Raw genomic sequence first — 21,856 nt, forward strand, 5'->3', positions numbered from 1 at the left:
TACTTGGCTTGATCTACGACAAGCAGTGGTTTGGCAGCAGGCTTGGCAGCGACGACCACTGGAGCAGCGGCCGGCTGGCTGTATTTGGAAATCAGACCGTTGAGGGTGTCCTTGGAGGTCAGGAGAATCTCGACCCGACGATTCAGGGCACGGCCTTCGACGCTGTCGTTGGCGGCGCGCGGCATATCCGAGCCCAGGCCTTTGACCATCAGACGGTTCTGCTTCAGGCCGCTCAGGCGGAAAATCGAGGTGAAGGCCCGGGCACGCTGGTGGCTCAGCTCACGGTTGAGGTCATCCGCACCGCTGCTGTCGGCATGGCCCAATATCAGTACGCCAATCTTCTCGTCGCTTTCCAGGAGTTTGGCCATACGGCTCAGAGGCCCCAGGGTCGAGGGCAGCATCATGTTCGGGCGGTCCGGGTTGAACGAGCTCTGCACCGGCGCAGTGACCACCAGCAGGTTTTCCCGACGCTCCAGCTCGAAGGCGCTGCCCTTGATTGCCTCACGCACGCGGGGCTCGTAATCGTCGAGCCAGGCCTGGGTCACTGCGGGCGGCGGCATGGGCACAACCTTGGCTGTCTTGCCGGCTTTCTCGAAGGCGCTGCAACCGCTGACCAATACACACAGGGCTAAGGCAAGAGATTTGTTAGGCATTGGGTATCCACATCTAGAGACTTGAGAAAGTGGCCGGCGCTCGCGGGCAGCAGGCCAAGCCATATTGCGCAGCAGTTTAGCCGAGCTTGCTATAAACAATCAGCCAATAGACGCGCAAGTTTCTGTGCGCGGGGGTCCATCAAGACGAACGGTCCTAGGTTGTTGGTGACAAAACCGAAGGCCACATCCCGTTCCGGGTCGGCAAAGCCAATGGAGCCACCAGCGCCAGGGTGACCGAAGGCTCTCGGCCCCATACCGTAGGTGGCGTTGGCGACCTCTGGCTGGTCAAGCATGCAGCCCAGACCGAAGCGGGTACGGGTCAGCAGGGTCTTGTCCTCGCCCACCGCATGCTCGCGGGTCAGCTCGGCCAGCAACTCGCTTTCCAGCAACTGACCATCCAGCAGGCCGCTGTAAAAGCCCGCGAGGCTGCGCGCATTGCCATGGCCATTCGCCGCCGGCTGCTGCATACGCCGCCATTCGGGTTTGTTGGTGCTGGTCATGATCGACGGCGGGTTGGTAAAGGCCCGCGTGCTCATGGCAGTGGGCTCGCTCATCATGGTCTTGAGCAGGCGCTGGGCTGCCGCGTCGCCGAAGTTGCCCTTGCCGCGGGAGATGATCGCCACGCGGTCAAAGTCCTCATCGGCCAGGCCGACATGAAAATCCAGGCCCAGAGGCTTGGCTGTGCGCGCGACGATGGACTCGCCCGGCCCGCGCCCTTCGACCCGGCGTAGCACTTCGCCCACCAGCCAGCCGTAGGTGATCGGCGCATAGCCATGGCCTTCGCCCAGGGCCCACCAGGGTGTTTCCGCGGCCAGTGCAGTGGTCATCGCCTGCCAGTCATACAGCGCCTCGGCCGGCAGCATCTGGCGCAAGGCCGGTAGCCCGGCCTGATGGCTGAGCAAGTGACGCAGGGTGATCTTGTCCTTACCGGCTGCAGCGAACTCCGGCCAGTAGCGCGCGACCGGCGCATCCAGCTCCAGTTTGCCCTCGTCCACCAGTTGCAGCACGGTCACGGCGGTAAAGGTCTTGGTGCAGGAAAACAGGTTGAGAATGGTGTCGCTGTGCCAGGCCTGCTGGCCTTCCTTGTCCGCCGTGCCGGCCCAGATATCCAGCACGGTTTCGCCGCCGACTTGCACGCACAGCGCCATGCCGCGTTCCTGCGGGTCATCGAACAGCGCCGCGAATGCCTCTTTGACCGCCTCGAATCTGAGATCGAAATACCCCTGAACCTGCATCAACCTACGCTCCTTAAGCCCTGAAATACCGCGACCTTGAACGAGTCTCGCGCAAGATGCCAGCGGCAAAGTGGGCCAATCATGCAACGTTCTGAAACCTCACGGAATAGCGGTATGCCTGCGCAATTCTCTATGCTGAAAAAGAATCAGCCGTAGCGAAGGTTCAATTTCATCCAGCACTCGGGCACTTGCCGAGTGCGCCAATACGGGTACTGCACACAGGCTGCCGCCCAAAACCGAAACAGGAGACTGCCGTGCTTTATCTGTTGGCCATCATTGCGCTGGCGGCTCTGCTGGCACCCTGGCTGACACAGCGACTGCCGCAACGGGCCGGCTGGGTGCTGATGCTCGCGCCACTGGCGACCTTCGCCTGGTTGGCCAGCCAGATCCCCCTGGTGGCCAGCGGCGAGGTGCTGCTGCAGACACTCGACTGGGTGCCGGCCCTGGGCATTCAACTGAGCCTGCGCCTGGACGGTTTATCGCTGCTGTTTGCCCTGCTGATCAGCGGCATTGGTGCGCTGATTGTGCTCTATGCCGGGGCCTACTTGGCCGATCACCATCAGCTTGGGCGCTTTCATGCCTACCTGCTGCTGTTTATGTTGGCGATGCTCGGCCTGGTGCTGGCCGATGACTTTATCGCCATGTTCGTGTTCTGGGAGTTGACCAGCATCACCTCCTTTCTGCTGATCAGCTTTAACCACAAGAAGGGTGAATCGCGCCGCGCCGCGTTGCAGGCGCTGCTGATCACCGGGGGCGGCGGCCTGGCTCTGCTCGCAGGGCTGATCCTGCTTGGCAGCGTCAGCGAGACTTGGCAATTCTCCCAGCTCGATGCCAGCCAGGTAGAAGAGCACGCTCTGCTGCCGGCGATCATGCTGCTGGTGTTGCTCGGCTGCTTTACCAAATCGGCCCAGGTGCCCTTCCATATCTGGCTGCCCAATGCGATGAACGCACCGACCCCGGTGTCCGCCTACCTGCACTCGGCAACCATGGTCAAAGCCGGCATCTACCTGCTGGCGCGCCTCAACCCGGTGCTTGGCGGCTCCATCGGCTGGGGCACCCTGCTGATTACCTTCGGCGCTGCGACCGCGGTGCTCGGGGCTTTTCTGGCGTTTCGCCAGACCGACCTGAAACGTCTACTGGCCTACACCACGGTCACCGTACTGGGCCAGCTGACCATGCTGATCGGCACCAACACCAGCTACGGCCTGCAGGCCTTTGTGCTCTACCTAGTGGCCCACTCGCTGTACAAGGGTGCGCTGTTTATGGCCGTGGGGGCCATCGACCACGCCACCGGCACCCGCGAACTGTCGCGCCTGGGCGGGTTGATCCGGTTTATGCCGCTGACCGGTGCGGCGGTGGCCCTGGCGGCTTTTTCCAACGCAGGGCTGCCGCCGTTCTTCGGGTTTATCGCCAAGGAGTTCAAGTACACCGGCCTGATCGAAATGGGCACGATCGGCTGGGCGGTGACCCTGGTAATGATCCTCACCAATGCCCTGCTGTTCGCCGCCGCCTGCCTGGTGTTTATCAGCACCTTTCTCGGCCGCCAGGGCGACTACCCGAAAACACCCCACGAGGTTTCCCTGGCCATGTGGATCGGCCCAATGCTCCTGGCTATCGGCGGCTTTCTGCTCGGGGCCTGGAATGCCTGGCCGGAAACCTGGTTGGTGAATACCGCGGTGCAGGCCGTGGCGCGCGGCTCGGTGGATGTCCACCTGTACCTGTGGGGCGGCATCACCCCGGCGCTGCTGGCCAGCCTGCTGACCATCGGCCTGGGCATCCTCTTCTACTGCCTGCGCGACCCGTTACGGGCGCTGATCGAGCGGATCAACAGCGCCTGGAACTTCAGCGGCGACTTGCTCTGGGATCGCCTGCTCAAGCGCATCTTCCTGTTTGCCGGAATGCTCGCTGCACGCTTCCAGCATGGCTCCCTGCGCCAGCATCTGCTGCTCCTGGGGCTGACCATCGGCGGTCTGCTGCTGTTCAGCCTGGTGCCGGCCAGCCAGGTATTGAGCGACGCGAGTTTCTCGCCGATTTCCCCGCTCGGCGTAGCCGGTTGCGTGCTGGCCCTGGCCGGCGCGGCGGCCGCAGCCCTGCTGCCTGGCCGCCTGACCTTGGTAGCCGCGCTAGGGGCTTGCGGCCTGGGCCTGGCGCTGTTTTTCGTCGCGGTCAATGCACCGGACGTGGCCATGACCCAGCTGATGGTGGAAACCCTCAGCGTGATCTTTCTCGCCCTGGTGTTTCGGCGCATGCCGAGCATGCCCAGCAGCGGTGCGCGCAGGCCGTGGAAGCGCCGCCTGCATGCTGCGGTGGCGATTATCTTTGGCGTCAGCGTGGCCGGAGCGCTGATCCTCGCCGTCAGCCTGCCGCTGCCAGGCAATATCGCCGACTGGTACCTGGACAACAGCCTGAGCGGCGGTCATGGCCGCAATGTGGTGAATGTGATTCTGGTGGACCTCCGCGCCTTCGACACCCTCGGCGAGATCCTGGTGGTGGCCCTGTCGGCCCTGGCCGCCGCCACTCTGCTGGCTGGCGGCAAGCACGCCAAGCAAGCCGCAGGAGAGCCCGAATTCACCACACTGCTGCTGCAGCAAGGCATGCGTCCACTGGCGGCCCTGCTGTTGGCCGTCGCTCTGCTGCTGCTATGGCGCGGTCACAACCTGCCCGGCGGCGGCTTTATCGGCGGCCTGGTCGCTGCCTGCGGCATGACCCTGCTACTGCTGACCTTCGGCAACAGCCAGAGCCCGCGCCGTTATGCCCCAAGGCCGAGCAGCCTGATCGGCCTTGGCCTGGGCTGCGCCGCTCTGGCCGGCATCCTCGCGCTGTTCGCCGGGCAGCCATTTCTCACCGGCCTATGGGCCTTCCCAGGGGGGCTGCCGCTGGGTACTCCGCTGCTATTCGATGTGGGGGTATTTCTGACCGTGTTCGGTTCGGCCATGCACATGCTGACGCAACTGACAGGAGCGCGACGCTAATGGAATGGATTGCAGCCATAACCACCGGCGGCATGGCCGGCTTCGGCCTGTGGATGCTGCTGGACCGCAACCTCAAACGCGTGGTGCTCGGGGTTGCGGTGCTGGGTAATGCCATCAACCTGGGCGTACTCACCGCCGGGCGCTTTGGCGCGCAGCAGGCAGCCTTCATCGGCAGCAACGAAGCCACCAGCGAACTGGCCAACCCTCTGCCGCAGGCCCTGGTGCTGACCGCCATCGTGATCGGCTTCAGCCTGTTTATCTTCGCCCTGGCGCTGCTCAAGCGCACCCGTGAACTGCATGGCGACAACTCGACCGACTCGATCAGTTCAGTCACCGAACTACCGGCCCCAGACTGGCCCGCCAGCGAACACGAGAATGCGAAAATCGCCAGCGAACATGCGGAGCCTCGCTCATGAGCGCACTGCTGGTCGGGCCGGTATTGCTGCCCCTGCTCACCCTGGTGCTGTGCCTGCTGCTGCGCCGCCACGCGCGCCTGCTGAAACTGGTCAGCCTGAGCGGTGCGGCGCTGCTTCTGTGTCTGGGCCTGGGCCTGGTCTGGCTGGCCGCCGGCGATACCGTGCTGAGCGGACAGATGGGCGATTGGCAGGCCCCCTACGGCATCAGCCTGGTGATCGACCGCCTGTCCGCGGCGATGATCGCGATCAGCGCGCTGATCGGCCTGGCCACCCTGGTCTACGGCATCAGCCGCGACAGCGACGCGCAGCTGAGCGGCGATTTCCACCTGTTCGTGCATGGTCTGCTGACCGGTATTGGCGGGGCCTTTATCACCGCCGACATCTTCAACCTGTACGTCTGGTTCGAGGTGCTGCTGATCGCCTCCTTCGCCCTGATGGCTTTGGGTGGTGGTAAGCGCCGGCTGTCCGGCTGCATGACCTATGTGATCCTCAACCTGTTCGCCACCCTGCTGTTTCTGCTGGCGGCGGGGATGATCTATGGCTCCAGTGGCACCCTGAATATGGGCCAGCTGGCGTTGCTGGTAAGGTCTGGCGAAGCGCCACCGGGCACCACTCCGGCTTTGCTGCTGATGCTCCTGTCGTTCTCGATCAAGGCGGCGCTGTTTCCGGTATTCGGCTGGCTGCCAGCCACCTACCACGTGGCCTTTACCGCGGTGTCGGCGATGTTCGCCGGGCTGCTGACCAAGGTTGGGGTGTATGCGCTGATCCGCCTGGTGACGCTGCTCTGGCCCGATTACGGCCTGGTCCACGAGGTGCTGCTGTGGGTCGCCTGCGCCACCATGCTGGTGGGCGTACTGGGCGCGGCGGCGCAGACCGAGATACGGCGAATCCTGTCGTTCCATATCGTCAGCCAGGTCGGCTATATGATCCTCGGCCTGGCCCTGGCCACTCCGCTGGCCCTGACCGGCGCGGTGTTCTACCTGATCCACCATATTGTGGTGAAGGCCAACCTGTTCTTTATCGGCGGCCTGGCCGCACGCATTTGCGGCTCCGAGCGTCTGGCCGCCATGGGCGGACTGTATGCGCGCTGGCCCTGGCTGGCCCTGCTGTTTGCCATACCGGCGCTGTCGCTGGCCGGCATCCCGCCGCTGTCCGGCTTCTGGGCCAAATTTCTGCTGGTCAAGGCCAGCCTGGACAGCGCCGCCTGGTGGGCCGCGGCCATCGCCCTGATTACCGGGGTGTTCACCCTGCTGTCGATGAACAAGATCTGGAACGAGGCCTTCCTTAAATCCCACCCTGATGGCGACGACAGCCTGCAGAGCGCCATCGGCCTGCGTTCGGCCTGGTGGAGCATCAGTGCCCTGGCCCTGCTCACCGTCGCCATCGGCCTGGCAGCGGGCCCGGTGATCGATTACGCCAGCGCCGCCGCCGCGCAACTGGCCGACCCGCAGGCCTATTTCCAAGGCTTCGCGCCGCCGGGAGGCGACTGAATGTTTCTCCTGCACCTGTTTCTAAGCCTGGCCCTGGCCGCGCTCGCCGGGCATCTGCACGGCTGGGGCGTGTTGAGCGCCTTCACCCTGCTCTACCTGCTGTGCAAGCTGGCATGGCCCAGCGTGCGGCTGCGTCAGTACGCCCGCCGGGTAGAACTGGGCAGCCGCTTTATTCCCTGGTTTATCGGCCAGGTGTTGCTCTCCAGCCTGCATGTGGCCAGGCTGGTGCTAGCGCGCCGGGTGGACGTCGAGCCGGCGATAGTCGCCGTACGTCTGCGCAGCCGCGACGCGAACATGGTGACCCTGATCGGCGGCCTGCTAACCCTGACCCCCGGCACCCTGGCCCTGGATTATCGGGCAGCCGATGGCACCCTGTTTATCCACGCCCTCGATGCGCGCCAGCAGATGGAAGTGGAGAGCATGGTGCGCGACCTGGAAAGCCGTCTGCTGGACTGGTTTGAACCCGCCGCTGAGGGAGAACATTGATGACTGTCGAACTGGCTGGAGCGTTCTGGGTGCTGCCCCTGGCCGCCGCGCTGCTGGCGCTAAGCGGTCTGTTGATTGTCTACCGCCTGCTGCGCGGCCCCAGCCGCCCCGACCGCGCGGTGGCCATCGATGCGCTGACCCTGCTGGCCGTCGCAGCCATGGCCCTGGCTGCGTTGTTCAGCGCCCAGGCTGCCCTGGTTGATGTGGCGGTGTTGCTGGCCCTGGTGTCGTTTCTCGGCACCGCCGCCTTCGCCTTTCTATTTCGCGATGCCCCCGGCGACAAGGAGCCTGAATGACTGCCCCTCTACTGGCCTGGCTGGCCTCGTTTCTAGTACTCGCCGGAGCGCTGGTTTCCCTGCTCGGGGCCATAGGCGTAGTGCGCCTGCCGGACAGTTACAGCCGTATGCATGCGGCGAGCAAGGCTGGGGTACTGGGCGCGGTACTGGTGCTTTCCGGCGTCGCGGTGGCGAGTAACGCCGAGGTTGCGCTGGAAGTACTGCTGGGTGTGCTGGTGCTGCTGGCCAGCGCCCCACTGGCCGCCCATGTGCTGTCGCGGGCGGCCTATCGGGCGGGGATTAAACCGCAGTGCGGCAGCCTGGGCGACGCCCTGCAGCAGGAGCGGGACAAGGATTGAGCCTTAGCCCCGAACCAACTGGTTAGCTGATCTCGCGACGAAACGGCGGCAGCGCATTGAGGATGGCCTTGCCGTAGCGTTGGGTCACTACGCGCCGGTCCAGCAGGGTGATGGTGCCGCGGTCTTCCTCGGTGCGCAGCAGGCGGCCGCAAGCCTGAACCAAGCGCAGCGATGCGTCGGGCACGGCGATCTCCATAAAGGGATTGCCGCCGCGCGCCTCGATCCACTCGGCCAGGGCCGCTTCCACCGGGTCGTCCGGCACGGCGAAGGGTATCTTGGCGATCACCACATGCTCGCAATAGGCACCGGGCAGATCGACCCCTTCGGCAAAACTGGCCAGACCGAACAGCACGCTCTCCTCACCGGAATCGACCCGCGCCTTATGCTTGTTGAGGGTTTCCTGCTTGGACAGGTTGCCCTGGATAAATACCCGCTTGCGCCAGTCGCGCTCCAGCCCCTCGAATACGTCCTGCATCTGCTTGCGCGAGGAGAACAGCACCAGGGTGCCGCGCGAGCCTGCCACCAGAGTTGGCAGATCGCGGATGATCGCCGCGGTGTGCGCCACCGCATCGCGCGGGTCGGCATTCAGATTGGGCACCCGTAGCACCCCGGCATCGGCATGGTGAAACGGACTTGGCACCACGGCGGTCACCGCCACCTTGGGCAGGCCGGCACGCATGCGGTAGCGCTCGAAGGTGCCCAGGGCGGTCAGGGTTGCCGAGGTCACTAGGGCACCATAGGCGACATTCCACAGATTACGCCGTAGGGTTTCGGCCGCGAGGATCGGGCTAGCATTGACCTCGATATCGAACAGCGCGCCGCTGTCGGCCAGGGTCAGCCAGCGCGCCATTGGCGGGCTGTCTTCCGGGTCTTCGGCGGTGAAGGCCAGCCACAGCTCCCAGCTACCTTGGGCGCGCGCCAGCAGGCTGCCGAACAGCGGGTACCACTCCTCGGCCTGGTGGCTGGCGATGCCGACAGTGGCCTCGCCGTCCATGGCCTCCTTGAGCTGTTCGGTCACGCCAGTGAACAGGTCGGTGAGCTTGGAGAAACCTTTTTTCAGCTCCACGCCCAGCTCGATCAGGTGCGCCGGCACCAGGCCACCGACAAAGCGATGGCGCGGCCGTTCACGGCCCTGCATATCTTCGCCCGGCTTGAAATCGGCCACCTGCTCGCAGGCAGCGAACATAAATTGCTGCTGGGTCTTGATCTCCCGCGCCAGCTCCGGCACCTGCTCGATCAGCCTGCCTAGATCCCCCGGCAGTGGGTTTTGCGCCAGCAGCTTGGTCAGGTTCTTGGCGGTCTGCTCGAGCCAGTCGGCAGTCGAACGCAAACGGGTGAAATGGGCGAAGTGGCCGATGGCCTTGTCCGGCAGGTGATGGCCTTCGTCGAACACGTAAAGGGTATCGCGCGGGTCCGGCAGCACCGCACCACCGCCCAGGGCCAGGTCGGCCAGGACCATATCGTGGTTGGTGACGATCACATCGACCTTGCCCATGCCCTCGCGGGCCTTGTAGAAGGCGCATTGCTGGAAGTTCGGACAATGGCGGCTGGTGCACTGGCTGTGATCGGTGGTCAGTTGCGACCAGCGGCTGTCTTCCAGCTCTTCCGGCCAGCTGTCACGGTCGCCGTCCCATTTATTGCCGGCGAGTTTTTCGATCATCGCGGTAAACAGTTTCTGACTCTGCTCATCCACATCGATCTTGAACCCTTCCTCCTCAAACAGCTGGGCGGTGGCGCTTTGCGCCTGGCCTTCCTGCAGCAGGATATCCAGCTTGGACAGGCACAGATAACGACCGCGGCCCTTGGCCAGGGCGAAGCTGAAATTCAGCCCGCTGTTGCGCATCAGGTCCGGCAGGTCCTTGTGCACGATCTGCTCTTGCAGGGCCACGGTGGCCGTAGCAATCACCAGACGCTTGCCGGCGGCCTTGGCCGTGGGAATCGCCGCCAGGCTGTAGGCCACGGTCTTGCCGGTACCGGTACCCGCCTCCACCGCCACCACCGCCGGTTCGCCCACACGCCGGCCTTCGTCGTCGGTCTTGATGGTCCCGAGTACCTTGGCGATTTCGGCGATCATCAGGCGCTGGCCATAGCGCGGCTTGAGCGACTTGGCCTCGAGAAAGCGAGAATAGGCACCCTGGATCTGGGTCTTGAGTTCGGTGCTGAGCATAAAAGTGGCAAGCCTGTCGGACGTGACGCTGTTCTATTGCGCCAAAACTCAGGCGCGCACCTGGGAGAGGTGACGCCTGGGTTGCGCTGTTTCGTTAACCCGGGGCCTGTTCGTCTGGCTGCGGTAGTAGCGTCCCGCAACCGTAGGCAGTCTGGCGGCGAACGGATAATTCCGCGCGCCGGCCGGACAGGAAAAGGCTGGATATATTTTCAGTGTTTGCAATGGGTCGCTATCATAGCGCGCAAAATGCTTCGGCGCAGAACCGCTTACCGGATAGGAACAAGCCATGACCCCTTACGCCTTTACCTACGCGCTACACCTGCTGGCCGCACTGATCTGGGTGGGCGGCATGTTCTTCGCCTGGATGATCCTGCGCCCGGCGGCCGTCAGTGCCCTGCAGGGCCCCGAGCGCCTGAAACTGTGGCTCGAGGTCTTCCCGCGCTTTTTCTACTGGGTCTGGGCGGCGGTCATCGTGCTGCCGATCAGCGGTGTGGGCATGCTGCACCTGGGCTTTACCGGGTTCGACAATGCCCCGCGCTATGTGCAGGTGATGATGGGCATGTATATCGTCATGCTGGCGCTCTTTCTGCGGGTGCAGATACTCCAGCTTCCGGCACTGCGCAACGCCGTTGGCGCGGCAGACTGGGCCAGCGGCGCAACCGTGCTCGCGGGCATTCGGCGACTGGTCGGGATCAACCTGATACTGGGTCTGCTGGTGGTCGCCATTGCCGCCGCACGTCCGGCCTTCTAACGGGTCGGCAGGGTGCGCGCCGCGCCCCTGCCGATAGCGATCCTAGAACCGCAGCAGATCGACACTACCTGAGGGGCCAGCTGCACCGGTTTTGCCGGCCTGACCAGGCCGACCATCGCCAGCGCCCTGGGTGCTATAGAGCAAGCAGCCCTTGCTCAGACCGCCGCGACCACCCTGCCCCGCCCGGCCAGCAACGCCACCGGCACCGCCATCGAGGAGCACCTGCAGCACCTGAACCGGGAAATCGGCCGGCAGCTCAAGGCGCACCTGGGCACCCGCCGCCCCCTCCTGACCGTCGCCACCGTTCTGGCCATCATGACCACGGCTGGCCTGTCCCCAGGTACAGCCACCCGCCTGGCCATCGGCACCATCCAGCCCGGCATAACCCGGCGCACCGCTACCGCCGCGCGCATCCAGCAGCAGGCTCTCGGCCACCACGGCCTGCAGCCGGATACTCAGCGTGCGTCCCGGCAAAGCGGGTTGCTGCGGGGTACCACGCGCGCCACGGGCGCTGATCTGCGCACCGCTGGCAATCTCGCCTGAGGCTACTTCCAGGCGAAAGGCCTGGTCAGCCGGGGCAATGGCGATCCGTGCGTCGCGGCCAAGGTGCAATTCGGCGACGCGCATCTCGGTCAGGTTGGCCGGGATCAGCAGGGTGCCATGATCGGCAATCCGCAGACGCTCGACGTGCAGCGTGCTGGCGGTGGTCGGCAAGCGCATCACCCCATGGGGGGCCACTTCAATAACCGCCTGGGCCAGGGCAAGGGGGCTGAATAATGCGGCCACCAGCAGCAGATTACGCATTGCCGGCCTCCAGCGGCAGGTCGTCCTGCTCCTGCGCCACAGGCTGAGCTGCAGACAGCCCGTGCAGGTGAAAAATACCGAACAGCAGAATTTGCACCCGCTCCTGGCCCGGGCTCTGACAAGCGCCAAGGCGCTTATTGAAGGCCCACAGTTCAAGACCGTGGATCAGCAGCAACAGCGCCCCGGCCAGCTGCAGCAGCAGGGCAAAAGGTTGCGCGAAGGGTTGTAGCAGATTGGCCAGCACCACGCCCCAGAAGATCGCGGCCAGTACTTTGCCCAAAACCAAGAGTTTGTTCATACATGCCCCGGCAGTTTTTGTTTGGCAGCACCTTAACCGCTTTGGCCACAGGCGACCAGCAGGCCAGGACAAACAGTCGGCGCGACCGCTTTGGGCTGCCTCTGAATGGCAATGCCGTCGTGGGCAATGGTTAAAAGCTACTTGCGGGGGGGATGCAGCCCGCGCGCGCTAGGCAGGCAAACGAGAGCTCGATGCAGCCCGATAGCCGAGATGCGCAAACGCCCCGGGCAACTGAGGCGGAAAAACGCCGGCAGCAATTTTCCACCACGCCCCATGCCCTGGGCGCTAAACGCTATGGGTTGGCATCAGGGTCTGGCCTCTACCTCGGCCTCCACCCGGCGGTTGATCGCACGCCCGGAATCGGTGTCGTTATCCGCGACGGGCCGTGCTTCACCATAACCCACCGAGGAAACCCGACCTGCCTCGATCCCATACTGGTTGACCAGCACATCACGCACGGCATTGGCGCGCCGCTCGGACAGTCCCTGGTTATAGGCATCGCTGCCTACCGAGTCGGTGTGCCCTTCGACGGTCGTAGTGGTTTGCGGGTACTGCGTCATAAAGTCGGCCAGGCTCTTGATATCGGCCTGACTGCCTTCCTTGACCACGGATTTGTCGAAATCGAATTTCACGTCCAGTTCGACGCGCACCGCTTCATCCATGACCACGGGCTCTGGCTCCATCGCCGGCGGGCTGCTGGCATATTCCTTGAGCGGGCAGCCATTGTGGTGCACCGGAGTATTGGCGGGGGTACCCGGGCAACGGTCGCGCCGGTCGAACACACCATCGCCGTCCTCGTCGCCATCCTGGGCATAGCAAATCAGCGTACCGACAACCGCACCGGCCACCGCACCGCCCGCCGCCCAGGCGGAACTTTCAATCGCGCCCAGACCTGCACCGGCCAGGCCACCAATCACGCTACACAGGGGCCAGTTCCCTTGGTTGAGTGGCGCATCTCCCGTACTGGAAGTTGTGACACACCCCGAAAGAACACTGCTGACCAAGAGAATGGGGGCTACCCCAGTTATGAATCTGGCTCTCATGGTTGAAATCTCCTGTTATACCGGCCATTACCGGTACCTTTGGAGTAAAGACCCCGCATTGAAAGCACACAAGCCAGACCTTGAAGGGTCTGGCTTGTTTTTTACTGACAGCAGTTGTGCAAGCGGTTTATGGACGCGCTTCCACCTCGGCCTCTACACGACGGTTAACGGCACGGCCGCTGTCGGTAGCATTGTCTGCAACCGGACGCGACTCGCCATAACCCACGGCATTGACGCGCTCAGCGCCTACGCCGTACTGGTTGACCAGTACATCACGCACCGCATTGGCACGGCGCTCGGACAGGTTCTGGTTGTACGCATCGCTACCCACGGAGTCGGTATGCCCTTCAACCACGGTAGTGGTTTGCGGGTACTGGCCCATGAAGTCAGCAAGGTTCTTGATGTCGCCGTAGCTTTCCGGCTTGACCTGAGCCTTGTCGAAATCGAACTTGACGTCCAACTCAACACGCACAGCCTCGGCAGGTTCGGCCATTGGCACTGGCTCTTCGACCACTTCTTCGACCATCACCAGCTGCTCTCCGCCGGCACCATGTACCCAGCAGTAGGCTGCGGCCATACCCGCACCGACCACAGCGCCACCAGCGGCCCAGGTCGAACTTTCAATTGCGCCCAACGCCGCGCCACCCACAGCACCTACAGCGGCACAGGTTGGCCAGTCAGTTTTCTGCAATCCGGCACAACCCGTCAAAAAGCTGCTCGCGATGATCAGGGGTACTGCCTTCCTCATAATGCTCATATATACCTCTCCTATTGGTAAGTCGGCCAAAAACCGATACCTAAGCAGTAAAGACTCCAGTTAGCGAATACGCCAGAGAATAAGCATCTCCGGCGAATACGCCCGTAATTTGTCAAATTCGCCCTTCCCGGGGCAAGCCAGACGTTCACGGCACTGGTGGCTGCGTTAAGTTCGACAGGCCGCTAGGCCATAGTGCCTCGGCACGTTAGTCTTTCTCAACCTGTACTGAGGACACTTTATGCCTGAAAGCACGCACTGCCGCACACCCCAGCAAGCGCTGGCGGCATTATTGGCACGTTATACCCCGCAACGCCTGTTGCTGGTAGGAGCCAGCCAGCTGCCCGCCCTGGAGGCATTCAAGGCTGCCCACCCCGATTGTCATATTGAATATGCCGATGCCGGCCCCCTGTCGACGGAGCTGGCAGCGCAGCGTTTCGACCTGGCCCTGTTTGTCGACTGCCTTGAACATCTACCCAAACGCACGGCCCTGGAACTGCTTGCTGGCATTCGCAACCTGAATGCCAGCCGCCTGGCAGTGCTGGTCGACCTGCAGGCCTGCGACTGGCAGGAAACCGACTTCTTCGCCCTCGCCCTGCAAGCCAGCGAACGCTTCCAGCGTGGCGAACAGGTGCTTGAGCTGTTTACCTACGACCTGCTCGATTACAAACAGGTGCCTGACTGGCTTAACGCAAAGTTCTGGGCCAACCCGGAAAACTTCGGCAAATACTGGTGGTGAGCTGATGCCCACAGCACTATGCCCGTGCGGCAGCGACAAACTACTGCAGCAGTGCTGCGCGCCCTATCACCAAGGGCTGCCGGCCCCCACTGCAGAAGCCCTGATGCGCTCGCGCTACAGCGCCTATGCATTGGGACTGATCGATTACCTGCGCACCACCACACTTCCAGCCCAGCAGGCAGGGCTGGACCTGCAGACCATCAGCGCCTGGAGCCGGGAAAGCAGCTGGTTGGGCCTGATGGTGGAAAGCGCCGAAGTGTTCGCCGGGCAACCCGAACATGCCCGGGTCACCTTTACTGCGCGCTGGTGCAATGCCGGCGGTGAGCACAGTCATCGCGAATGCTCGGCGTTCGTCCGCAGCGCTGACGCCTGGTATTTTATCGACCCCACCGTCGAGCTGCGGATCGGCCGCAATGACCCCTGCCCCTGCGCCAGTGGGCAGAAATTCAAGAAATGCTGCTCGGCTTTTTTCTAACAGGCAGAACTCATGGCTGCAGCTTTAAATGCGAGATATCCGGCGGCGGGCCGGCCGGGGCCTTCTTCGCCTCGCCCATATCACTGCCCACCGGGGCCAGGCTGAACTGCGACAGATCGAGGGCAGGTGCCGCGGGCACTGGCTTGCCGTCCTGCACATCGGCCCCCAGGGGTGCGATGCCAAAGTCCGGTGCATCCACCTCGGCAAAGGCCGCCATATATTCGTCCCGCGGAGCGACCTGCAGACGCCCGACCACGGGTTCCCCAGGCGTGCCCACCCCAGCAGCGGGGTCGGCGGGAGGCGGGGCCAGCTCGATTTCCTCGACTTCCGGGGCCAGTTCGACCACCTCGACCAAGGCTCCGGCGCGCTCCAGAGTGCTGCGGTATTTCTCCGCCCCCGCCGCATCGAGGTTGCTCTTGATCACGATCCGCCGCCCAGAGAACAGCAGGGCCAAACGCTGCTCATCCGCCTGAAACAGCTTGGCCAGATTGGCCTTCACCAACTCCAGTTGAGCGCCCGGCACCAATTGCCCACTGAAAGCGATCTCGTAACAAGCCATGGTCATACTCCTGTCCTAATTCCTGCTCAGTATGGCGCAGGTTTTTTTACCCTCACAACAGGTTGCAGCTGAGCACTTGCTTGTTACACTGATGCGTCATTCGGAGTATGCAATGTTTTATCAGGCGCAAACGATAAGAATTCTCAGCCTATTGATTGTTTTTGGCCTCTTTTCTGGCCTTAGCGGATGTTCCTCCTGGATGTCAGGTGACTTCAAGGACCCGGATGTTCGCTTGATCAAGGTCGACGTGGTCAAAGCCAAATTGCTGGAGCAGCATTTCACTCTGCGCTTTCGCATCGATAACCCCAATAGCGTCAGCCTGCCCGTGCGCGGGCTCGACTACGTGGTCCACCTCAACGGGGTGCAACTGGCCGAAGGGGAATCCACTGCCTGGTTCACCGTACCGGCCCATGGTCACTACAGTTTCGATGTTCCGGTACGCACCAACCTCTGGCGGCACTTGCGCCAGATCGTCAAAGCCCTGGAAAAACCAGACCGGCCGATCCCCTACCGCCTGCAAGGCAAGGTGAAAACCGGCCTGATGTTCGGACGGAGCGTGCACATGTCGCGCAATGGCGAGATAATTCCCGGCGAATATATCTCGGAGTAGTTCCCATGAATCAACACGCCCATGTCCATGGCCCTGACTGCAATCACGACCACGACCATGATCATGCCCACGATCATGATCACGGGCATGTACACGGCCCCCACTGCAATCACGGCCATCAAGAACCGGTGCGTAACAGCCTCAAGGATGTTGGCCGTAACGACCCTTGCCCATGCGGCAGTCAGAAGAAATTCAAAAAATGCCACGGCGTATAAGCCCGCAATGAGCAACCTCAACCTGTTCCTACTGGGCCTCGGCGGCCTGCTGCTGGCAGCATTGGCAGTTTATGCCCTGCTGCTATGGCGTCGCGTCTGGGCCCGGGAAAAAGCCCAGGCTGCAGCGGCCGAGGCGCAACGCGAGCGGATCGGCGGAGATCTGCAGATCCTCGCCGGCAGCCTGCTGGAAGGTCAGCTGCCGCTGATCGAAGGCGCGATTCGCATCAAAGTGCTGCTCGATAATTACGACACCTCGCTCACCCAGGATGCCCGCTGCCAGGTTTTCCATCTACTGTTCGAGGCCACCGCCCAGGTGCCAACCCACGCCGAATGGAAGGCCCTGGACAAGAACCTGCGTCGCCAGCACGAGAAGCATTTCAACGAGCTCGAATTACAACACAAGGCGGCGGCTCGCTCTGCGGCGCGCTGGTTGCTCGACGAAGGCCTGCAGGCACCGCGTAAAAGCGCCTGAAGTACCCACCATGCGCCTTGCCAGGCGCATGGCCGCTGACTAACTTAACAACCCCGCACCTGCACCCTGTTTGCATAGCAGCGAAGGCGCGTGCCCCACCGATGTCTGCCCGTACCGCAAGGAGCCCGCTGCATGCAATCGCGCCTGTTTCGCCCCATGGCCCACCTGAGCCTGGCTGCCGCCCTGACCGCTGCGGTGACGCTAAGCGGTTGCCAGTCGTTTTTGCAAAGCCGCTACAGCGCCAGCGTGCACCCGGATCAGGGCACCGTACGCGTCCAGGGCTTGGCGCAAAGCGTGGTCATCCGCCGCAACGCGCTGGGCATGCCGCTGATCGAAACCAACACCTTCCATGACGCGCTGTTTGCCCTCGGCTATGTGCACGCCAGCGATCGCCTGAGCCAGATGGTGGGCCTGCGCCTGATGGCCGAAGGTCGCCTGGCCGAAATGGCCGGCCCCGGTGTGCTGGAAATCGACCGCTTTATGCGCGCGGTCAACCTGAAGAAAAGCGCCGAGGTGCTCTACCGCAACGCTTCCCCACGCCTGCAACGCTTCTTCGAGGTCTATGCACGCGGGGTCAACGCCTACCTGTTCCGCTACCGCGACAAGCTGCCAATGGACCTGGCCGAATCCGGCTATCGCCCGTCCTACTGGAAGGCGGAAGACTCGGTGCTGGTGTTCTGCCTGCTGAACTTCGGCCTGTCGGTCAACCTGCAGGAAGAAATCGCCGCCCTGGTGCTGGCGCAGAAAGTCGGCAGCGACCAGCTGGCCTGGCTGCTGCCGACCTACCCCGATGAGCCACTCCCTATAGAGGAAGCGGCCAAGCTCAAGGGCCTGGATCTCAATGGCCAACTGACGGGGCTGAACGCCGTGAGCAATGCCGTCAGCCAATTCGCCGACGCCCATATGCTCGGTGTCGCCGCGTCCAACAACTGGGCCATCGCGCCGCAGAACAGTCGCAGTGGCAAAAGTCTGCTGGCCAACGACACCCACCTGCCGCTGTCGATGCCTTCGGCGTGGAATTTCGTGCAGATCCGCTCGCCCAAGTACCAGGCTGCCGGCGTGTCGATTGCCGGCGTACCGGCAGTGGTGGCCGGCTTCAACGGCAAACTCGGCTGGGGCATGACCATGGTCATGGGCGATAACCAGGACCTGTTTCTAGAGAAGATCAAACGGGAAAACGGCCGACTGCTGTACCTGGCCGACGGCAAGTGGCTACCCGCCCAGCAGCGCCAGGAAACCTTCTTTATCAAGGGCCAGCGGCCAATCCGCGAAACCCTCTACGAAACCCGCCATGGCCCGCTGCTGAACTCCGTGCTGGGCGAACGCAAGCACATGCTGCAACCCATGCAGCTAAGCAGCGGCTATGGCCTGGCGCTGCAAACCACCCAGTTCGAAGCGGATAAAACCCTCGATGCCTTCTTCGACCTGTCCCGTGCCCAATCGGTGGAACAGGCTTTCGAGGCCACCCGCGAAGTGCGCGCCATGCCGCTCAATATTGTCTTCGCCGACGCCCAGCATATCGGCTGGCAAGTTACCGGCCGCTTCCCCAATCGCCGCGCCGGCCTGGGCCTGATGCCCTCCCCCGGCTGGGACAGCCAGTATGAGTGGGACGGCTTTGCCGACCCGATGCTCCACCCCTATGACCAGGACCCGCCGGAGGGCTGGCTGGGCACCGCCAACCACCGCACCGTGCCGCGCGGCTACGGCATGCAGCTGTCCAACTCCTGGTACTACCCCGAGCGCGCCGAACGCATCGCCGAGCTCGCCGGAACGGGCAAGCATGACAGCCAGAGCATGATCGCCATGCAGTACGACCAGACCTCGCTGTTTGTCGGCAAGCTGCAGAGCATGTTCAGCGCACCGGGCATGGCCGAGAGCCTGAAAACGGCCATCGACGCCCTGCCGCCAGCAGAGCGCAGCAAGGCCCGCGAGGCGCACAGCCGACTGATGAAATTCGACGGCAAGATGGCCGCCACCTCGGCAGATGCCGCACTGTACAGCGCCTTCCTCTACCAGAGTGCGCGGGAGACCTTCCTCGACGAACTAGGCCCGGAAACCAGCCCGGCCTGGCAGGCCCTGGTGGAAACCGCCAACAGCTCCTACTCGGCCCAGGCCGACCACCTGCTGGGCCGTGAAGACAGCCCGTTCTGGAATGACCGACGCACGACGCAGCAGGAAGACAAGCCAGCCATCCTGGCCCGCAGCCTGGCTGGCGCGGTGAGCTTTATGGAGAACAAACTGGGCACAGAGCGCAGCGCCTGGCAGTGGGGCAAGCTGCACAACTACAACTGGACCACCGAAACCAGCCACCTGGCCCGCTATATGGGCACCAGCCAGCGCACCAGCATCAATGCCCTCAAGGGCTATCTGGATCGCGGCCCCCACCCGGCAGGCGGCGACCACAGCACGCTCAACGTATCGGCCTATAACTGGGGGCAGAACTTCGACACCTGGCTGGTACCCGCCATGCGCATCGTCGTCGACTTCGGCCGCGAGGAACCGTTGATTGGCCTGAACAGCTCCGGTCAATCCGGCAACCCGGCCAGCAAGCACTACGCCGATGGCATCGACGCCTGGCTCAAGGGACAGTACATGACCTTCCCCTTCCAGCCGCAAAACCTCGACAAAGCCTATGGCAGCAAACGCCTGGTGCTGGTACCAGGGCAATAACGACCGTTCGTCGGGAGTTACTGAACCCTTTCAGCCCGCGCCACTCAGATTGAGTGGACTTACTCCATAGATCATCATCGTTTTAGGGCGCTTTTTAGCGCCCTTTCTTTTGCCTGCCATCCATGGCGGCCACCCTCCGGGCTATCGCTTCGCGACGTTAAAAATTGCTCCCGGCCATTTTTTGCCTGCGACTCGCCCCACCTAGCCAAGATATGCAGCTCTAGCGTGCACTTTGCAGCCGGTTCAACGTAAGCTTTGCGCCTTATACCAACGCTTGATGCCATACAGCCGGGGATTTCTGCCGCGCGACCGCATAAGCCATGTGTTCTGCTCCCAGTGAGGACTTTGAAATGAGCAACCGCCAAGCTGAAATTGCCGCCGCCCTAGACGTGGTGCCGCCCTTCACCGACGAAGCGGCGCTGGTGGCGCAGATCAACCAGCGTAAAACCTTTATCAAGAACTGCCTGAAGAACTCCGGGCTCAAGGTACTGGTACTGGGCATCAGTGGCGGCGTCGACTCACTGACCGCAGGCCGCCTCGCGCAGCTCTCGGTGGAAGAGCTGCGCAGCGAAACAGGCGACACGGCCTATCGCTTTATCGCCGTCCGCCTGCCCCACGGCACCCAGCACGACGAACATGACGCCCAGGCCTCCCTGCAATTTATCCGCGCAGATGAAGAAGACACGGTGAATATCGCGGACAGCGTGCAGGGCCTCGGCGAACAGGTCACCCACCTGCAGAAGCTCAGCGACGCCCGTCGCGACTTCGTCACCGGCAATATCAAGGCGCGTATCCGCATGGTCGCCCAGTTCGCCATCGCCAACGCCAACAACGGCCTGGTGATTGGCACCGACCATGCTGCCGAAGCGGTAATGGGCTTCTTCACCAAGTTCGGTGACGGTGCCTGCGACCTGGCCCCACTTTCCGGCCTGGTGAAAAATCAGGTGCGCGCCATCGCCAAACACCTCGGCGCGCCGGAAAACCTGGTATTCAAGGTGCCAACCGCTGACCTGGAAGAACTGCGCCCCGGCAAACCGGACGAGGAAGCCCACGGCGTCAGCTACGCCGAAATCGACGCCTTCCTGCACGGCCAGCCAGTACGCGACGAGGCATACGCCATTATCGTGCGCACCTATGACGCCACTCGCCACAAACGCGAACTGCCACTGGTTCCCTGAGTTTCTGATACACATGAAAAAGCCGGGCAACGCCCGGCTTTTTCATTACAGAGGCCGATCAAGCCCTGGGCAGGGTCACACCCAGCTGGCCCTGATACTTGCCGCCGCGATCCTTATAGGACACTTCGCACGGCTCATCCGACTGCAGGAACAACATCTGCGCCACGCCCTCGTTAGCGTAGATCTTCGCCGGCAGGGTGGTGGTGTTGGAGAACTCCAGAGTCACGTGGCCTTCCCACTCCGGTTCCAGCGGGGTGACGTTGACGATGATGCCGCAGCGCGCGTAGGTGCTCTTGCCCAGGCAAATGGTCAGCACATCGCGGGGAATGCGAAAGAATTCCACGGTGCGGGCCAGGGCAAAGGAGTTCGGCGGAATGATGCACACGTCGCTTTTCACATCGACGAAGCTCTTCTCATCGAAGTTCTTCGGATCGACCGTGGCCGAGTTGATATTGGTGAACACCTTGAATTCGTCGGCGCAACGCACATCGTAGCCGTAGCTGGAAACACCGTAGGAGATCAACGGCTGCGCACCCTCGGCACGCACCTGGCGCTCGACGAAGGGTTCGATCATGCCGTGCTCTTGGGCCATGCGGCGAATCCACTTATCCGATTTAATGCTCATGGCGGGCGTCCTGAATGGGCTAATGATGAAAAAGTGAGCGCATCTTACCGGGGCCGGCCATCGGGTTCAAAGCCTCTTGCGCCACAGCGGACGGCCAGCAGGCAATCCACCTGCGCCTTAGCAAATAACAGAAAGATGCACAGAGCATTCGCGCTTAGCGTTAAAAGCGAGTATGGTGATTCCACTGTGCTGCATGTGTCACCGCGAATCGCTACTTGATGCCTAGATTTCGATCCAAACATCGTCCGACTCCTAGTACTCGTTGCACTCAGTCCCGGCCTGGGCTTTTCCAGGGCTGTTATTAAAATTGTTAGGAGACATAACATGTCGAATCGTCAGAATGGCACCGTCAAGTGGTTTAACGATGAAAAAGGCTACGGCTTCATCACTCCGCAATCCGGTGACGACCTCTTCGTACACTTCAAAGCTATCCAGAGCGATGGCTTCAAGAGCCTGAAAGAAGGCCAGGCAGTGACTTTCGTCGCTACCCGCGGTCAGAAAGGCATGCAAGCTGAGGAAGTTCAGGTTGTATAACCTGCACTAACCTCGCTTGATAAAAAGCCCCGCCTAGTGCGGGGCTTTTTTATGGGCGCTTATTTATCTGCGCGCA

21 protein-coding genes and 3 pseudogenes are annotated in these 21,856 nt (G+C 62.6%); 15 read left to right on the forward strand and 9 right to left on the reverse strand.

Features of this window, described 5'->3' with window-relative positions; genetic code table 11:
- Positions 1–2 precede the first annotated feature (2 nt).
- Positions 3–653, reverse strand: a pseudogene (locus VMP31_RS19005) (OmpA family protein); the annotation flags it as partial.
- Between the two features lie 89 nt (positions 654–742).
- The gene (locus VMP31_RS19010) at positions 743–1,888 is read right to left on the reverse strand and encodes a serine hydrolase domain-containing protein (RefSeq protein ID WP_325509263.1); all 1,146 of its coding nucleotides are present in this window, start codon (positions 1,886–1,888) and stop codon (positions 743–745) included.
- A gap of 254 nt (positions 1,889–2,142) precedes the next feature.
- On the opposite strand from VMP31_RS19010, the gene mbhE reads away from it, so the two are divergent.
- Genes mbhE through mnhG form a run of 6 tightly spaced genes read left to right on the forward strand, consistent with a single transcriptional unit; the run spans position 2,143 to position 7,886 of the window.
- Positions 2,143–4,860, forward strand: a complete 2,718-nt coding sequence (gene mbhE, locus VMP31_RS19015; protein ID WP_325509264.1) for a hydrogen gas-evolving membrane-bound hydrogenase subunit E — start codon at positions 2,143–2,145, stop codon at positions 4,858–4,860.
- Entirely contained in the window at positions 4,860–5,276 is a 417-nt protein-coding gene (locus tag VMP31_RS19020; protein WP_325509265.1) for a sodium:proton antiporter, read from the forward strand. Before mbhE ends, VMP31_RS19020 begins: the two co-directional genes overlap by 1 nt.
- On the forward strand, positions 5,273–6,766 hold the full coding sequence (locus tag VMP31_RS19025; RefSeq protein WP_325509266.1) for a proton-conducting transporter membrane subunit: 1,494 nt from the start codon (positions 5,273–5,275) through the stop codon (positions 6,764–6,766). The genes VMP31_RS19020 and VMP31_RS19025 overlap by 4 nt, the downstream gene beginning before the upstream one ends.
- Positions 6,767–7,252 carry a Na+/H+ antiporter subunit E gene (locus VMP31_RS19030; RefSeq protein WP_325509267.1) on the forward strand — a complete coding sequence of 162 codons (486 nt, stop codon included), beginning with the start codon at positions 6,767–6,769 and terminating at the stop codon, positions 7,250–7,252.
- Positions 7,252–7,548: a monovalent cation/H+ antiporter complex subunit F gene (locus tag VMP31_RS19035; RefSeq protein WP_325509268.1), complete on the forward strand. Its 297-nt coding sequence runs from the start codon at positions 7,252–7,254 to the stop codon at positions 7,546–7,548. The genes VMP31_RS19030 and VMP31_RS19035 overlap by 1 nt, the downstream gene beginning before the upstream one ends.
- Positions 7,545–7,886, forward strand: a complete 342-nt coding sequence (gene mnhG / locus VMP31_RS19040; RefSeq protein WP_325509269.1) for a monovalent cation/H(+) antiporter subunit G — start codon at positions 7,545–7,547, stop codon at positions 7,884–7,886. The genes VMP31_RS19035 and mnhG overlap by 4 nt, the downstream gene beginning before the upstream one ends.
- 22 nt (positions 7,887–7,908) lie before the next feature.
- On the opposite strand, the gene dinG is transcribed toward mnhG, so the two are convergent.
- On the reverse strand, positions 7,909–10,053 hold the full coding sequence (gene dinG, locus VMP31_RS19045) for an ATP-dependent DNA helicase DinG (protein ID WP_325509270.1): 2,145 nt from the start codon (positions 10,051–10,053) through the stop codon (positions 7,909–7,911).
- A gap of 286 nt (positions 10,054–10,339) precedes the next feature.
- On the opposite strand from dinG, the gene VMP31_RS19050 reads away from it, so the two are divergent.
- Positions 10,340–10,804 (forward strand): CopD family protein, encoded by a 465-nt coding sequence (locus VMP31_RS19050; RefSeq protein ID WP_325509271.1) that lies wholly within the window; start codon positions 10,340–10,342, stop codon positions 10,802–10,804.
- Between the two features lie 42 nt (positions 10,805–10,846).
- On the opposite strand, the gene VMP31_RS19055 is transcribed toward VMP31_RS19050, so the two are convergent.
- From VMP31_RS19055 to VMP31_RS19070, 4 genes and pseudogenes are all read right to left on the reverse strand, one after another.
- Complete coding sequence (locus VMP31_RS19055) at positions 10,847–11,608, reverse strand: collagen-like protein (RefSeq protein ID WP_325509272.1); 762 nt, start codon at positions 11,606–11,608, stop codon at positions 10,847–10,849.
- The gene (locus VMP31_RS19060; protein WP_325509273.1) at positions 11,601–11,906 is read right to left on the reverse strand and encodes a DUF1145 domain-containing protein; all 306 of its coding nucleotides are present in this window, start codon (positions 11,904–11,906) and stop codon (positions 11,601–11,603) included. The genes VMP31_RS19055 and VMP31_RS19060 overlap by 8 nt, the downstream gene beginning before the upstream one ends.
- A gap of 305 nt (positions 11,907–12,211) precedes the next feature.
- A pseudogene (locus tag VMP31_RS19065) lies at positions 12,212–12,706 on the reverse strand (OmpA family protein); the annotation flags it as partial.
- A 370-nt stretch (positions 12,707–13,076) separates the two neighbouring features.
- Positions 13,077–13,430, reverse strand: a pseudogene (locus VMP31_RS19070) (OmpA family protein); the annotation flags it as partial.
- A gap of 514 nt (positions 13,431–13,944) precedes the next feature.
- On the opposite strand from VMP31_RS19070, the gene VMP31_RS19075 reads away from it, so the two are divergent.
- Positions 13,945–14,442 carry a DUF6231 family protein gene (locus VMP31_RS19075; protein ID WP_325509274.1) on the forward strand — a complete coding sequence of 166 codons (498 nt, stop codon included), beginning with the start codon at positions 13,945–13,947 and terminating at the stop codon, positions 14,440–14,442.
- Between the two features lie 4 nt (positions 14,443–14,446).
- Complete coding sequence (locus tag VMP31_RS19080; protein ID WP_325509275.1) at positions 14,447–14,917, forward strand: YchJ family protein; 471 nt, start codon at positions 14,447–14,449, stop codon at positions 14,915–14,917.
- Positions 14,918–14,927: 10 nt separating this feature from the next.
- Here VMP31_RS19080 and VMP31_RS19085 read toward each other — a convergent pair whose 3' ends face one another.
- Positions 14,928–15,476 carry a hypothetical protein gene (locus VMP31_RS19085; protein WP_325509276.1) on the reverse strand — a complete coding sequence of 183 codons (549 nt, stop codon included), beginning with the start codon at positions 15,474–15,476 and terminating at the stop codon, positions 14,928–14,930.
- Positions 15,477–15,588: 112 nt separating this feature from the next.
- Here VMP31_RS19085 and VMP31_RS19090 point away from each other — a divergent pair, with 112 nt between their 5' ends.
- The 5 genes from VMP31_RS19090 to nadE all read left to right on the forward strand — a co-directional run bounded on the left by VMP31_RS19090 (position 15,589) and on the right by nadE (position 20,621).
- A complete protein-coding gene (locus VMP31_RS19090) occupies positions 15,589–16,086 on the forward strand; it encodes an LEA type 2 family protein (RefSeq protein WP_325509277.1) in 498 nt (165 codons plus the stop codon).
- A gap of 5 nt (positions 16,087–16,091) precedes the next feature.
- A complete protein-coding gene (locus VMP31_RS19095; RefSeq protein ID WP_325509278.1) occupies positions 16,092–16,301 on the forward strand; it encodes an SEC-C metal-binding domain-containing protein in 210 nt (69 codons plus the stop codon).
- Between the two features lie 7 nt (positions 16,302–16,308).
- Positions 16,309–16,773: a DUF2489 domain-containing protein gene (locus VMP31_RS19100; protein WP_325509279.1), complete on the forward strand. Its 465-nt coding sequence runs from the start codon at positions 16,309–16,311 to the stop codon at positions 16,771–16,773.
- A 132-nt stretch (positions 16,774–16,905) separates the two neighbouring features.
- Positions 16,906–19,443, forward strand: a complete 2,538-nt coding sequence (locus VMP31_RS19105) for a penicillin acylase family protein (RefSeq protein ID WP_414705474.1) — start codon at positions 16,906–16,908, stop codon at positions 19,441–19,443.
- Positions 19,444–19,793: 350 nt separating this feature from the next.
- On the forward strand, positions 19,794–20,621 hold the full coding sequence (gene nadE / locus VMP31_RS19110; RefSeq protein WP_325509280.1) for an ammonia-dependent NAD(+) synthetase: 828 nt from the start codon (positions 19,794–19,796) through the stop codon (positions 20,619–20,621).
- 58 nt (positions 20,622–20,679) lie between these two features.
- Here nadE and dcd read toward each other — a convergent pair whose 3' ends face one another.
- The gene (gene dcd / locus VMP31_RS19115; RefSeq protein WP_325509281.1) at positions 20,680–21,246 is read right to left on the reverse strand and encodes a dCTP deaminase; all 567 of its coding nucleotides are present in this window, start codon (positions 21,244–21,246) and stop codon (positions 20,680–20,682) included.
- A gap of 324 nt (positions 21,247–21,570) precedes the next feature.
- On the opposite strand from dcd, the gene VMP31_RS19120 reads away from it, so the two are divergent.
- On the forward strand, positions 21,571–21,780 hold the full coding sequence (locus tag VMP31_RS19120; RefSeq protein ID WP_090242762.1) for a cold-shock protein: 210 nt from the start codon (positions 21,571–21,573) through the stop codon (positions 21,778–21,780).
- Positions 21,781–21,856 lie beyond the last annotated feature (76 nt).

Origin of the sequence: Pseudomonas sp., from assembly GCF_035512415.1 — a bacterium.
Lineage (GTDB): Bacteria > Pseudomonadota > Gammaproteobacteria > Pseudomonadales > Pseudomonadaceae > Aquipseudomonas.